15 protein-coding genes are annotated in these 13,328 nt (G+C 34.1%); 14 read left to right on the plus strand and 1 reads right to left on the minus strand.

Features of this window, described 5'->3' with window-relative positions:
- Window positions 1–42: 42 nt before the first annotated feature.
- The 6 genes from CD127_RS05555 to CD127_RS05580 all read left to right on the plus strand — a co-directional run bounded on the left by CD127_RS05555 (window position 43) and on the right by CD127_RS05580 (window position 5,841).
- Window positions 43–1,116: an NAD(P)H-dependent flavin oxidoreductase gene (locus CD127_RS05555; RefSeq protein ID WP_103366044.1), complete on the plus strand. Its 1,074-nt coding sequence runs from the start codon at window positions 43–45 to the stop codon at window positions 1,114–1,116.
- Window positions 1,117–1,247: 131 nt separating this feature from the next.
- Window positions 1,248–2,096, plus strand: a complete 849-nt coding sequence (locus CD127_RS05560) for a DUF72 domain-containing protein (protein ID WP_103366045.1) — start codon at window positions 1,248–1,250, stop codon at window positions 2,094–2,096.
- A 13-nt stretch (window positions 2,097–2,109) separates the two neighbouring features.
- Window positions 2,110–2,937 carry a sulfite exporter TauE/SafE family protein gene (locus tag CD127_RS05565; protein ID WP_103297656.1) on the plus strand — a complete coding sequence of 276 codons (828 nt, stop codon included), beginning with the start codon at window positions 2,110–2,112 and terminating at the stop codon, window positions 2,935–2,937.
- Window positions 2,938–2,958: 21 nt separating this feature from the next.
- A complete protein-coding gene (locus CD127_RS05570; RefSeq protein ID WP_103366046.1) occupies window positions 2,959–4,278 on the plus strand; it encodes a bifunctional metallophosphatase/5'-nucleotidase in 1,320 nt (439 codons plus the stop codon).
- A gap of 145 nt (window positions 4,279–4,423) precedes the next feature.
- Window positions 4,424–5,344 (plus strand): lipoyl synthase, encoded by a 921-nt coding sequence (gene lipA, locus CD127_RS05575; protein ID WP_103297654.1) that lies wholly within the window; start codon window positions 4,424–4,426, stop codon window positions 5,342–5,344.
- A gap of 101 nt (window positions 5,345–5,445) precedes the next feature.
- Window positions 5,446–5,841 (plus strand): YutD family protein, encoded by a 396-nt coding sequence (locus CD127_RS05580; protein WP_103366047.1) that lies wholly within the window; start codon window positions 5,446–5,448, stop codon window positions 5,839–5,841.
- Window positions 5,842–5,913: 72 nt separating this feature from the next.
- Here CD127_RS05580 and CD127_RS05585 read toward each other — a convergent pair whose 3' ends face one another.
- A complete protein-coding gene (locus CD127_RS05585; RefSeq protein ID WP_103329414.1) occupies window positions 5,914–6,180 on the minus strand; it encodes a DUF3055 domain-containing protein in 267 nt (88 codons plus the stop codon).
- A 101-nt stretch (window positions 6,181–6,281) separates the two neighbouring features.
- Between CD127_RS05585 and CD127_RS05590 the strand changes: the two genes are divergently transcribed.
- The 8 genes from CD127_RS05590 to dltD all read left to right on the plus strand — a co-directional run bounded on the left by CD127_RS05590 (window position 6,282) and on the right by dltD (window position 13,156).
- On the plus strand, window positions 6,282–6,716 hold the full coding sequence (locus CD127_RS05590) for a DUF86 domain-containing protein (protein ID WP_103297651.1): 435 nt from the start codon (window positions 6,282–6,284) through the stop codon (window positions 6,714–6,716).
- Window positions 6,716–7,507 (plus strand): TIGR01457 family HAD-type hydrolase, encoded by a 792-nt coding sequence (locus tag CD127_RS05595; protein ID WP_103297650.1) that lies wholly within the window; start codon window positions 6,716–6,718, stop codon window positions 7,505–7,507. The genes CD127_RS05590 and CD127_RS05595 overlap by 1 nt, the downstream gene beginning before the upstream one ends.
- Window positions 7,508–7,524: 17 nt before the next feature.
- Window positions 7,525–8,487, plus strand: a complete 963-nt coding sequence (locus CD127_RS05600; RefSeq protein ID WP_103366048.1) for a 2-hydroxyacid dehydrogenase — start codon at window positions 7,525–7,527, stop codon at window positions 8,485–8,487.
- Window positions 8,488–8,914: 427 nt separating this feature from the next.
- Window positions 8,915–9,040 (plus strand): teichoic acid D-Ala incorporation-associated protein DltX, encoded by a 126-nt coding sequence (locus tag CD127_RS05605; protein WP_103297667.1) that lies wholly within the window; start codon window positions 8,915–8,917, stop codon window positions 9,038–9,040.
- A gap of 14 nt (window positions 9,041–9,054) precedes the next feature.
- Window positions 9,055–10,512 carry a D-alanine--poly(phosphoribitol) ligase subunit DltA gene (gene dltA / locus CD127_RS05610; protein ID WP_103366049.1) on the plus strand — a complete coding sequence of 486 codons (1,458 nt, stop codon included), beginning with the start codon at window positions 9,055–9,057 and terminating at the stop codon, window positions 10,510–10,512.
- Window positions 10,509–11,723, plus strand: a complete 1,215-nt coding sequence (gene dltB, locus CD127_RS05615) for a D-alanyl-lipoteichoic acid biosynthesis protein DltB (RefSeq protein WP_103297647.1) — start codon at window positions 10,509–10,511, stop codon at window positions 11,721–11,723. Before dltA ends, dltB begins: the two co-directional genes overlap by 4 nt.
- A gap of 15 nt (window positions 11,724–11,738) precedes the next feature.
- Entirely contained in the window at window positions 11,739–11,975 is a 237-nt protein-coding gene (dltC, locus tag CD127_RS05620; RefSeq protein WP_103297646.1) for a D-alanine--poly(phosphoribitol) ligase subunit 2, read from the plus strand.
- Window positions 11,972–13,156, plus strand: coding sequence for a D-alanyl-lipoteichoic acid biosynthesis protein DltD (gene dltD, locus CD127_RS05625; protein WP_103366050.1), 1,185 nt, complete (start codon window positions 11,972–11,974; stop codon window positions 13,154–13,156). The genes dltC and dltD overlap by 4 nt, the downstream gene beginning before the upstream one ends.
- Window positions 13,157–13,328: the final 172 nt, after the last annotated feature.

Here is a 13,328-nt window from a genome sequence, read left to right on the forward strand (position 1 = left end):
TACATAACAATATCCACTAAATATAGAGAAGGTGACGTTAAAATGTGGTATGACAATCAATTAACAAAAACGTTAAACGTTCAATATCCAATTATTCAAGCAGGCATGGCAGGGAGTACAACGCCAGAATTGGTTGCTTCAGTCAGTAATAAAGGCGCATTAGGTACGATTGGGGCTGGCTATATGTCAGCAGAGAAACTTGAAGAAGAAATTCAGAGCGTTCAAGCATTAACGTCTAAGCCATTTGGGGTGAACTTGTTTGTGCCGGGTCACAATGACTATTCACCACAACAGGTTGAACATATGAATGCCTGGCTAAAACCGTATCGTCGAGCGTTAAATTTAGAAGAACCTACAGTCAACATCACGGAAGAACAACAGTTTATGAACGCGATTAACAGTGTTATTAAGCATCAAGTACCGGTATGTTGTTTTACCTTTGGTCTTACTGAACAAAATATTATTAAGAAACTTAAACAAGCGAATATCACATTAGTGGGAACTGCCACGACTGTAGAAGAAGCGATTGAGAATGAGCGTGCAGGCATGGATGTAGTTGTTGCTCAAGGTAGCGAAGCGGGTGGACATAGAGGTTCATTTTTACCTAATCCTCAGCACCAACAGTCTCTTATAGGTACCATGTCACTTGTTCCTCAGATGGTTGACCATGTGTCTATACCAGTTGTAGCTGCTGGTGGAATTATGGATGGTCGCGGTATTGTCGCAAGTTTAGTTCTTGGTGCACAAGGCGTGCAGATGGGTACCGCCTTTTTAACAGCGAAAGAAAGTGGTGCTAACAATGTTGTGAAGCAGACGATTCTGAACAGTGTAGAAACTGATACTGTAGTGACAAATGTATTTAGCGGGAAATTCGCGCGTGGTGTGAATAATGACTTTGTAAAAGAGATGAACCGATATGATGGAGAGATTCTGCCGTATCCAGTACAGAATCAGTTAACCAATTCAATTCGAAAGAGTGCTGCTTCTAATGGCAATAAGGAATGGACGCATATATGGAGTGGTCAATCGCCACGTCTAGCTACGGCGCAACATGTGGATCAATTAATGGATAATCTTGTTAAGCAGGTTGAGAATTTAGTTAGATTTGTGGTGTAGTTTTTAATTTTTTGAAAATGTCGTGAGCTGTAGGGTTCTGCATTTTCCAAAATAATAAGAAAATGTAAAGTTAGGATTGAACAAGTGATAACTTAAAATTGAATATGGTATCATAAAGCTGGTGATAAAAAATGATTAATATAGGTCTTACAGGATGGGGAGATCACTACTCATTGTATGAGGATATGGAGCGACAATCGGATAAGTTGAAGACATATGCGGGTCACTTTCCGCTTGTTGAACTTGATGCCACTTACTATGCCATCCAACCGGAACGAAATATACAGAAGTGGATTAAAGAAACGCCGGATCGCTTTGAATTTGTCGTGAAAATTCATCAGGCATTGACACTTCATGCCGATTATAAAGAGTTTGCTGATTCTCGACAAGAATTGTTTGAGCAATTTAAACTGATGCTTAAACCGCTTATCGAACATCGTAAATTAGCAATGGTGTTAGTGCAATTTCCGCCATGGTTTGACTGCACAACGCAAAATATTAATTATATTTTGTATGTGCGTGAGCAACTGAAAGATATTCCTATGTGTGTTGAATTTCGACATCAATCTTGGTTTAATGACCAATTTAAAGAACAAACGTTAGCGTTCTTAACGGAACATCAAATTATTCATGCTGTTGTAGATGAACCTCAAGTGAAAGAAGGTTCGGTGCCATTGGTTAACCGTATTACTGCTGATAAAGCCTTTGTGCGTTATCACGGTAGAAACAAGCAAGGATGGACGAAAAAAGATATGACGGATCAAGAATGGCGAGATGTGCGTTATTTATATGATTATAATAAGGAAGAACTTACAGATTTAGCGAATAAAGTTAAAATATTAGAACAGAAAGCTAAAAAAGTTTATGTAGTATTTAACAATAATTCAGGTGGCCATGCAGCGCAAAATGCAAAGATGTATCAAGACATACTAAATATAGAATACACAGGCTTAGCCCCACAACAATTAAAATTATTCTAAGAGGCGAAATATAGTGTTATTAACAATTATTTTATTAGTTTTAATCGGTTTATTATCAGCTGTGCTTGGGTCACTGGTAGGTATAGGCGGCGGCATTATTATCGTGCCAACTTTAGTGTATTTAGGTGTTAATCATGATTTGTTACATGGGATTACCACTCAAATCGCGATTGGGACATCTTCAGTTATTTTAATCGTAACAGGGCTGTCTTCTTCTATTGGATATTTGAAAACGAAGCAAGTAGATATTAAAAATGGATCTATCTTTTTATTTGGTTTACTACCGGGTTCATTAATTGGGTCGTTTATTAGTCGTTATTTAACGTTAGACTCTTTTAATTTATACTTTGGTATTTTTATGATTTTTGTTTCTATTTTACTTATGGTACGTCATAAAATTAAACCATTCAAAGTTTTCGACAAAGAGAAGTACCGTAAAACGTATGTAGATGCTGAAGGGAAAACTTATCATTATAGCGTGCCACCGCTCTTTGCGTTTTTCGCAACATTATTTATTGGTGTGCTAACGGGTTTATTTGGTATAGGTGGCGGTGCGTTAATGACGCCATTAATGTTAATTGTCTTTAGATTTCCACCTCATGTTGCAGTGGGCACAAGTATGATGATGATTTTCTTCTCTAGTGTCATGAGTTCGATTGGACATATTATTCAAGGACACGTCGCATGGTCATATTCGATTGTCTTAATTATTTCAAGTTACATAGGTGCCCAAATCGGTGTACGTGTGAATCGCTCGATTAAGTCGGAAACAGTAGTGACGTTGTTACGTACAGTTATGCTGATTATGGGTGTTTACTTAATTATTAAATCTTTTCTTTAAATAAATATAGGGGGAATTTAAGTGAAGTTAACTATTTATCATTCAAATGACATTCATAGTCATTTAAACGAATATGCACGCATCACATCATATATGGCGGAACATAGACCTAAACTTCAACATCCCTCGTTATATCTAGATATTGGCGACCACGTAGATTTATCGGCGCCAGTGACAGAAGCCACTTTAGGTAAGAAGAATGTAGAACTACTTAATGCAGCACATTGCGATATTGCCACAATCGGGAACAATGAAGGCATGACGATTTCTCATGAAGCGTTAAACAATCTATACAATGATGCGAAATTTGAAGTCATTTGTACAAATGTAATTGATGAAGAAGGCCACTTACCACATAATATTGCGACATCGTCTATTAAAGAAATTGAAGGTGTACGCTTTTTATTTGTAGCAGCGACAGCGCCGTTTACACCATTTTATCGTGCGTTAGATTGGATTGTGACAGATCCTTTAGAAGCGATGAAAGATGAAATTGCGCAACGACAAGGTCAATATGATGTTCTTATCGTTATGAGTCATGTTGGGGTGTTCTTTGATGAGAAATTATGCCAGGAAATTCCAGAGATCGACGTAATTTTAGGTAGTCATACGCATCATCATTTTGATGAAGGTGAAATTAATAATGGCGTATTAATGGCTGCTGCTGGGAAATATGGCTATTATTTAGGTGAAGTCAACCTTACTATTGAAGATAAGAAAGTCGTTTCGAAAGAGGCGATTCTACATCCTGTTGAGACATTACCTTTAGTTGATACAGATTTTGAAAATGAAGGCAAAGCACTTTTAAGTGATCCAGTGATAGATCATCCAGTGAAACTACTTGGCAAAACTGACGTTATTACGGAAACAACGTATTTATTAGCTGAAAGTGTATTTGAATTTACAAATGCGGATTGTACGATTATTAATGCAGGATTAATTGTGAATGGAATAGAAGCGGATAAAGTGACAGAATATGATATTCATAAAATGTTGCCACATCCAATTAACGTCGTCAGAGTCAGACTTAAAGGTGAAGATTTGAAAAAAGTCATCATTAAGAGTCAAAAACAAGAATATATGCATGAACATGTTCAAGGTCTTGGCTTTAGAGGTGATATCTTTGGTGGATACATCTTATACAATTGTGGCTTTATTGAATCCGAAAATCGTTTCTTTATAAATGGAGAAGAGATCGAAGATGACGGCAACTATGTTTTAGGTACTGTCGATATGTATACATTTGGCCGCTATTTCCCTCTATTAAAAGGGAAATCCATCGATTATTTAATGCCAGAATTTTTACGAGACATTTTCAAAGAAAAATTGCTAGAAAAGTAAATGAATAAGGAAAAAATTAATACCTTTTCATAAATAAAAATGAAAACCTATAAGAGTTTTAAATTTATAAGTTATTACATTTTAATTTAATGTAAATTTCGTTATAATAGGAAAAGATAGATTAAACAGGAGGGTATGCGTTGTTATGGCTACTAAAAATGAAGAAATTTTACGTAAACCAGATTGGTTGAAAATAAAGCTTAACACGAATGAGAACTATATTGGCCTCAAGAAGATGATGCGAGAAAAAAATCTACATACAGTATGTGAAGAAGCTAAATGTCCAAACATACATGAATGTTGGGGTGCTAGACGTACTGCTACGTTTATGATTTTAGGGGCAGTATGTACAAGAGCATGTCGTTTCTGTGCGGTAAAAACAGGGTTACCAAACGAATTAGACTTAAATGAACCAGAACGTGTAGCAGAATCAGTAGAATTAATGAATTTAAAACACGTTGTTATTACAGCAGTTGCTCGTGATGACTTAAGAGATGCTGGTTCTAACGTTTATGCTGAAACAGTACGTAAAGTACGTGCGCGTAATCCGTTCACTACAATTGAAATCTTACCATCAGATATGGGTGGAGATTATGAAGCACTTGAAACATTAATGGCTTCAAAACCTGACATTTTAAACCACAATATTGAAACAGTTCGTCGTTTAACGCCAAGAGTTCGTGCGCGTGCGACTTATGATAGAACTTTAGAATTCTTACGTCGTTCTAAAGAATTACAACCAGATATCCCTACTAAATCAAGCTTAATGGTTGGTTTAGGTGAAACATTAGAAGAAATCTACGAAACAATGGATGATCTTCGTGCTAACGATGTTGATATCTTAACAATTGGTCAATATTTACAACCATCACGTAAGCATTTAAAAGTAGAAAAATATTATACACCATTAGAATTTGGTAAATTAAGAAAAGTAGCTATGGAAAAAGGCTTCAAACATTGTGAAGCTGGCCCAATGGTACGTAGTTCATATCATGCTGATGAACAAGTAAATGAAGCAGCTAAAGAAAAACACCGTTTAGGTGAAGAACAATTACAACAAAAGTAATTAAAAACGTTTAAATAAAACAATTTAAGAGCTTAGGTTGCACATTTCAAATGAAATCGTGTAATCTAAGTTTTTATTATATGGAATAAAGGTGACAAGTGATGATTAAAGTAGATCAGCAGTATTTTGAATTAATTGAAGATTACAGAGATTGCTTTGATGAAGAACTCTTTGCCTCAAGGTATTCTGATATATTAGATAAGTATGATTTCGTAGTAGGAGACTTCGGGTATGATCAGTTACGTTTAAAAGGCTTTTATAAAGATTCAAATAAAAAAGCAGAAATATCTAAACGTTTCTCAAGTATTCAAGATTACATCTTGGAATATTGTAATTTTGGATGTCCATATTTTGTAGTCAGACATTTATCTAATAAAGAAGTTACAAATTTAGATACTGAACAAGAAGACGTTATAACTGATAAAGAAGATAAATTACATGATGTAAAAATTAAACCAACCATTCAAAATGTTGAAAAGAAACGCAATGATGAATAAGCGCATAAAAAATGGAAGTGGGCCAGAAATCTTTTAAGAAAAATGATTTGTGTCCGACTTCCTTTTTATTTTTTATTGGATAACTTGGTTAAGATATTCAATGATTTCATCACTTTCTTCTTGAGTCACGCCTAAAATATGCGCAATATAACCTTCTTCTTCAATATCGTCAGTTCCGATAATGCCAAATTTATTATTTTGCATATTCAAAACAAGCGTTTTACCATAATGACGGTCTGTTTGTATTAACATCAAATCATAACGACTATGTTCACCGACAAAACCTACAAATTGCACTTGGCTTTGTTCTTCGTCATCATATAAAAACATATCTATCATAAGAGTAAAACTCCTTTTTTCTCATTTTTAAATTAAGTATAACGACAAATGAAGACCTATGCAAAACTGTGATATGATAGAGATATTAAGAGGTGACTGACATGTATTTTGTTGATAAAGATAAATTAAATTTAAAACTTAACTATTTAAATCAATTAACTAAAGACTATGAAGCAAATAAATCAAATCATTATTCTTTTGAGCGTATTGCTCAAATGTTAATTGAGTCTTCAGTTGATATAGGTAATATGATTATTGACGGTTTTATCTTAAGAGATCCAGGTAATTATAAAGATGTGATCGATATCTTGGAACTAGAGGGTGTCATTACTAAAGAAACACAACAACATATTAACGAAACCGTAGAGGTTAGAAAGCAGTTTGCTCATAACTATACTGAGCTTGATAGTGATGCGCTTCAACCACTTTTTGATAACGCATTACCTTATTATGAACGATTCATTCAAGAAGTTATGGAATTTCTTGAAAAAGAGAATGTCCCAGTAACTGCTTTCGGAAAGGGAGGCAACCAGTAATGAAAAACTATAAAGGTTATTTAATTGATTTGGATGGCACAATGTATTTAGGGACAGATGAAATTGATGGTGCAGCTCAATTCATCGATTACTTAAATCAACACGACATCCCACATTTATTTGTAACGAATAACTCTACTAAAACACCCGAAGAAGTAACTCAGAAATTAAAAGAAATGAAGATAGATGCTAAACCTGAGGAAGTTGTAACATCTGCGTTAGCCACTGCTAATTTCATTGCTGATGAAAAAAGCGACGCTACCGTTTATATGCTCGGTGGTAGCGGATTAAGAACTGCTTTAACTGATGCAGGATTAACTGTTAAAGACGACGAACATGTAGATTATGTAGCGATTGGTCTTGATGAAAAAGTGACGTATGAAAAATTAGCTGTCGCAACTTTAGCGGTACGCCAAGGTGCTAAGTTTATTTCAACAAACCCTGATGTTTCTATTCCTAAAGAAAGAGGTTTCTTACCTGGTAATGGTGCAATTACAAGCGTCGTAAGTGTATCAACTGGACAACAACCTCAATTTATTGGGAAACCTGAACCAGTAATTATGAATATCGCTTTAGATATTTTAAAATTAGATAAATCAGATGTTGCAATGGTCGGTGACCTATACGATACAGACATTATGTCAGGTATCAATGTAGGTGTAGATACCATCCATGTTCAAACAGGCGTGACATCATATGAAGAATTACAAGAGAAAGATCAACAACCAACGTACTCATTTAAAGATTTAAATGTTGCTATTGAAGAATTAGAAAAAGCAGCAGAAGAATAAAAAGGAGTGACGGGGTTATGGATAAAATATTAGTCACACGTAAAATTCCAGATAAATTTGTTCAACAGTTAAAACAACTTGGCGAAGTTCAAATGTGGGACGAAGAATTTGAGCCTATGCCGAGAGAACAATTTTTAAAAGAAATAAAAGAGGCAACTGCTTGTTTCATTACGTTAAGTGAAAAGATAGATGAAGAATGTCTAGAGCATGCTAAACATCTTAAAATTATTGCGAATATGGCAGTTGGTTATGACAATATTGACGTAGATAGTGCGACGGAGCATGATATTGTCGTTACGAATACACCAGATGTATTAACCGAAACAACGGCAGAACTAGGGTTCACCTTAATGTTGACAGTTGCGCGTCGTATTATTGAAGCGGAACATTATGTTCAAGAAGGTAACTGGAAAAGTTGGGGACCTTATTTATTATCTGGCAAAGACGTCCATGGTTCGACAGTAGGCATTTATGGCATGGGCGAGATTGGTAAAAGTTTTGCCCGACGTCTTCAAGGTTTTAATACAGAAATTTTGTATCATAATCGTTCAAGACATGAAGATGCTGAGCAACAATTGAATGCACAATATGTGTCATTTGATGAGTTGCTAGAACGTAGTGACTTTGTAGTATGTACTGCACCGTTGACTAGTGAAACAGCCAATAAATTTAATGCGTCTGCATTTTCAAAAATGAAAAATGATGCCGTCTTTATCAATATTGGTAGAGGGGCAATCGTCGATGAAGAAGCGTTAATTGAAGCACTTGAGCACCATCAAATCGGTGGATGTGGACTTGATGTCTTACGCGAAGAACCTATTAGACTTGATCATCCACTGCTAAAAATGAAAAATGCCGTGATTTTACCGCATATTGGTAGTGCTTCAGTGGTGACGAGAGACCGTATGATTCAACTATGTGTAGATAATATTAAAGCGGTTATACATGGAGAACAACCGTTAACTCAAGTTCATAACTAAGAATTTAAAAACTTCTTATTCTCTATATCATTTAAATAGGAGAATAGAAGTTTTTATTTTGTTAATCTAACAGTTTTGTTAGGCATTATGTAATTGTGATATAGCGCATTTAGTACTATTATAATTATTATCATTTAAGTTCGAATTAAACGAATAAAGAAGACAGTTATTTTGTGAATCATTTTTGGAAAATAATTCTCTATAACGCAATTTGAACAAATGCGTATATAAAAATATACTAAAAAAATAGATTGCTTTGAAAAAATATATTGCTTATAATGAAGTGTAAAAATAAAATACGAAAATTATATTTTGTGATTTCAACTTCTTTCTGGAAACAGCTTTTAATAATATTTATAAGTAATTAATAGTGAGGTGCAATTCGCCATTGAAAGAAAAGAAAACAAATACTAATCCTAGTAAAGCTATGCTTTATTTCGAAAAAGCTAAGCCTTATTTATTAACGATATTATATTTAGCGATTTTTATAGCACTGTACCTAATATATGGGTCAGGCGATACACAGAATAATTTCATTTATAATGAATTCTAATAAGGAGTTAAATTATGTCAGATATTATCAATTTAATTAATGACTTTGGTCAAAAAAATCCTGACCGTATAGCGATTAGACATAAAGAAGATGAATTAACATATCAACAATTAATTGATGAATCAAGCAAGTTAGCACATTTGCTTCAAGATACACAAAAACCATTAGTTATTTATGGTCATATGTCACCGTATATGTTAGTAGGGATGATTGGTGCGATTAAAGCGGGTTGCGGCTATGTACCAATTGATACATCTGTACCTCAAGAACGTGTACAAATGATTATTGAAAAAGTTCAACCACAATTTATTTTAAATACATCTGAAGAAACTTTAGAAAATCATTCAGCGCAAGAAATTACTATTAATGATATTCAACAGTCAGATAATCCAACTATTTTTGATAGTCAAATGTCACCAAACGAGGTGGTTTATACTATCTTTACTTCTGGATCAACTGGTGAACCTAAAGGTGTTCAAATTGAATATGCTAGTTTAGTAGAGTTTGCTGAGTGGATGGTGTCATTAAATGAATCAAATGAACCACAAGAATGGCTTAACCAAGCACCTTTCTCATTTGATTTATCTGTAATGGCGATTTATCCATGTTTAACTTCTGGTGGAACTTTAAACTTAGTAGATAAAGAAATGATTAATAAACCTAAATTATTAAATGAAATGTTAGTTAATACACCGATTAATGCATGGGTATCAACACCTTCATTTATGGAAATGTGTTTATTACTTCCAAACTTAAATGGAAATGATTATCCAAGTTTAAATCATTTCTTCTTCTGTGGAGAAATCTTACCGCACAGAACTGCTAAAGCGTTAGTAGATAGATATCCAAATGCGGTTATCTATAATACTTACGGTCCAACAGAAGCGACTGTTGCTGTAACAGGTGTGAAGATTACGCCTGAAATTCTTGAACAATATAATCCACTACCTGTTGGTGTGTCTAGACCTAATACATCTTTATCAACAACAGATGAAGGTGAACTTGTTATTAAAGGAAATAGCGTAAGTTTAGGTTATTTGAAAAATAAAGAAAAAACAGAAGCGGTATTCAATTTCGAAGATGGTATTCGCACATATCATACGGGTGATAAAGCAGTTGAAAAAGATGGCAATTGGTTTATCCAAGGACGTATTGATTTCCAAATTAAATTAAATGGTTACCGTATGGAACTTGAAGAAATTGAAACACAATTACGTCAATCACAATATGTGAGAGAAACAGTAGTTGTACCAATTTATAAAAACGACAAAGTGGTATATTTAGTTGGCGCAGTAGTACCAACTGAAGAAGTGGAAAATGATTTAGAAATGACAAGAGCTATTAAATCCGAGCTAAAATCTCGCTTACCTGAGTATATGATTCCGAGAAAATTTGTTTGGATGGAACAGCTTCCATTGACTTCAAATGGGAAACTAGATCGTAAACAAGTTGCAAAGGATATTGACGCATGATTCCTTATGGTACGTTTACCTTCTTCTTAATTGCGTTTATTGTACTTTTACCTGTAATTATACTCGGGTTTTTAGGTAAGCGAAGTTATATCTATAATGGTATTAGTACAGCAATTATGATTGTTATCATTTTTGCTTCAGATAAACACAACTTATTTGGTAATAAATATTTAAGTATTCAATTACTAAGTTTTGTCATTTATCTAATCTGGCAAGTGGCGTTAATTATGGCTTATTACAAGTCACGTCAAAAGAACAACACATTTAGTAAATTTGTCATAGTAATGATTTTATCTATTTTACCGCTTGCGATTGTTAAAGTTTTACAAAGTTCATGGTTAGGCGGACATCAAATTCACTTCCATGAGCATAAATTAATTGAATTCGTAGGTTTCTTAGGTATTTCCTACGTTACTTTCAAGAGTATTCAACTTATTATGGAAATTAGAGACGGTTCAATTAAAGAGATTAAAGTAGGGAAATTAATTCAATTTATTTCATTCTTCCCAACAGTATCTTCTGGACCAATTGACCGTTACAAACGTTTCGTTAAAGACGATAAGAAAGTGCCAACTGGAGACCAATATAGAGAAATGGTATTAAAAGCCATTCACATGATTATGCTTGGTTTCCTATACAAATACATTATTGCGCACTTAATCAACGTATATGCAATTCAACCATTAAATATGGACTTACATGGATTTACACATAAATGGTTATACATGTATGCGTATAGTTTCTATTTATTCTTTGACTTTGCAGGTTACAGTTTATTCGCTGTAGCTGTGAGTTACTTGTACGGTATTAATACACCACCTAACTTTAAACAACCGTTTAAAGCACGTAACATTAAAGACTTCTGGAATAGATGGCATATGTCATTATCATTCTGGTTTAGAGACTGTGTATACATGCGTACATTATTCTACATGTCACGTAAGAAATTAATGAAGAATCAATTTGCAATGTCTAACTTTGCGTTCTTCTTAAACTTCTTTATCATGGGTGTGTGGCATGGATTAGAAGTATTCTATATTGTTTATGGTATCTATCACGGATTAATGTTTATCGGTTACGGATACTATGAACGTTGGAGAAAGAAACACCCACCACGTTGGCAAAATGGTTTCACTACTGCTTTAAGTATCATTATCACGTTCCATTTTGTAGCATTTGGATTTTTAATCTTTTCAGGAAAATTAATTTAAAAGGAGTAATTAATTATGGAATTTAGAGAACAAGTATTAGATTTATTAGCTGATGTTGCGGAAAACGATATTGTAAAAGAAAACCCAGACGTAGAAATCTTTGAAGAAGGTATTATTGATTCTTTCCAAACAGTTGGTTTATTACTTGAAATTCAAAATAGATTAGGTATTGAAGTATCAATTATGGACTTTGATCGTGATGAGTGGGCAACTCCTAATAAAATTGTTGAAGCATTAGAAGAATTACGATGAAATTAAAACCGTTTTTACCAATTATTATCAGTGGCTTGCTATTCTTAGCTTTTGTGCTAATGCCAGCAAGCTGGTTTACTGGTTTAGTATCAAACAAGACAGTCGCTGATAATAGAATTTCTTTAACAGATCAAGTACTTAAAGGTACGCTCATTCAAAATAAACTGTTTAGCAGTGACAAGTATTATCCAATTTATGGTTCAAGTGAATTGAACAAACAAGACCCGTTTAACCCGGCCCTTGCTTTAAATAATAGAAAAGGGACGAAACCTGTATTCTTAGTAGGTACAGGAGGTAACACTGATTTAATCAATGCGATTGAATTAGCAGGTCAATATGACCAATTAAAAGGTAAAAAAATGACGTTTATCATTTCACCTCAATGGTTTAGTACACATGGCGTGAATGATAGAGACTTTGCAGCACGTACAACAGCAAATCAAATTGATCAGATTTTCCAACAAAAAGATATGCCTGCAGAATTAAAGCAACGTTATGCTAAGCGTTTATTACAATTTAAAAGTGCTTCAAATAAAGCATACTTAAAAGAACAAGCTAAGCATCCTGGAGAAGTGAAAGGTCAATATGTTTCTAAGTTTAAGCAGAATCAACTTCTTAAAATTGAAGCGATTAAATCTTATTTCTCTTTAGATAAATCTCCGTTAGAGCACGTTCATCCTATTACTGAACCTAATGTGTCTTGGGATACTATGCGTGAAAAAGGTGTTCAATTAGGTGAAAAACGCTCAAGTTCTAATAAATATGGTATTCGTAATGAATATTGGAAACAATTAACAACTAAGAAACCAATGAATCATCGTAAATATGAGTTCAAGATGAACTCTCCAGAGTTTAATGATTTATCATTACTTGTTGATACAATGCATAAAGCTGGTGCGGATGTTCAATATGTCATTCTTCCAGTTAATGGCAAATGGTATGATCATTTAGGTATTCACCGTTCAACGCGTGAACCAGTTTATAACAAGATTCATAAAACTGTAGTTGATCATGGTGGTAAGGTTTACGATATGTCTGATAAAGACTATGAAAAATATGTATTAAGTGATGTAGTGCATGTAGGTTGGAAAGGTTGGGGTTATATGAACCAACATATTGCTCAGCACATGCAAGACGATAAGTCTAAAGATGAAAAGCATCATCAACATCAAGAGAATTAATAACTATAAATATATTAGTAAAGACTGCTGACAAAGTTTCTGACTTTGTCAGCAGTCTTTTTTATCGAAATACTATATGTGTAAAGCAGTTCTTAAATGAATCACCATTTCACTTAAGTTGAGACGCTTGCCTAGGGGGCTGGGTCGAGCCTTGGTCTCGACACTCATCCTG

Origin of the sequence: Staphylococcus petrasii (genome assembly GCF_002902565.1) — a bacterium.
Lineage (GTDB): Bacteria > Bacillota > Bacilli > Staphylococcales > Staphylococcaceae > Staphylococcus > Staphylococcus petrasii.

Coding starts and splice junctions, on each gene's coding strand:
- CD127_RS05555 (WP_103366044.1), top strand. CDS start 43: ATGTGGTATGACAATCAATTAACAAAAACGTTAAACGTTCAATATCCA.
- CD127_RS05560 (WP_103366045.1), top strand. CDS start 1,248: ATGATTAATATAGGTCTTACAGGATGGGGAGATCACTACTCATTGTAT.
- lipA (WP_103297654.1), top strand. CDS start 4,424: ATGGCTACTAAAAATGAAGAAATTTTACGTAAACCAGATTGGTTGAAA.
- CD127_RS05580 (WP_103366047.1), top strand. CDS start 5,446: ATGATTAAAGTAGATCAGCAGTATTTTGAATTAATTGAAGATTACAGA.
- CD127_RS05585 (WP_103329414.1), bottom strand. CDS start 6,180: ATGATAGATATGTTTTTATATGATGACGAAGAACAAAGCCAAGTGCAA.
- CD127_RS05590 (WP_103297651.1), top strand. CDS start 6,282: ATGTATTTTGTTGATAAAGATAAATTAAATTTAAAACTTAACTATTTA.
- CD127_RS05595 (WP_103297650.1), top strand. CDS start 6,716: ATGAAAAACTATAAAGGTTATTTAATTGATTTGGATGGCACAATGTAT.
- CD127_RS05600 (WP_103366048.1), top strand. CDS start 7,525: ATGGATAAAATATTAGTCACACGTAAAATTCCAGATAAATTTGTTCAA.
- CD127_RS05605 (WP_103297667.1), top strand. CDS start 8,915: ATGCTTTATTTCGAAAAAGCTAAGCCTTATTTATTAACGATATTATAT.
- dltA (WP_103366049.1), top strand. CDS start 9,055: ATGTCAGATATTATCAATTTAATTAATGACTTTGGTCAAAAAAATCCT.
- dltB (WP_103297647.1), top strand. CDS start 10,509: ATGATTCCTTATGGTACGTTTACCTTCTTCTTAATTGCGTTTATTGTA.
- dltC (WP_103297646.1), top strand. CDS start 11,739: ATGGAATTTAGAGAACAAGTATTAGATTTATTAGCTGATGTTGCGGAA.
- dltD (WP_103366050.1), top strand. CDS start 11,972: ATGAAATTAAAACCGTTTTTACCAATTATTATCAGTGGCTTGCTATTC.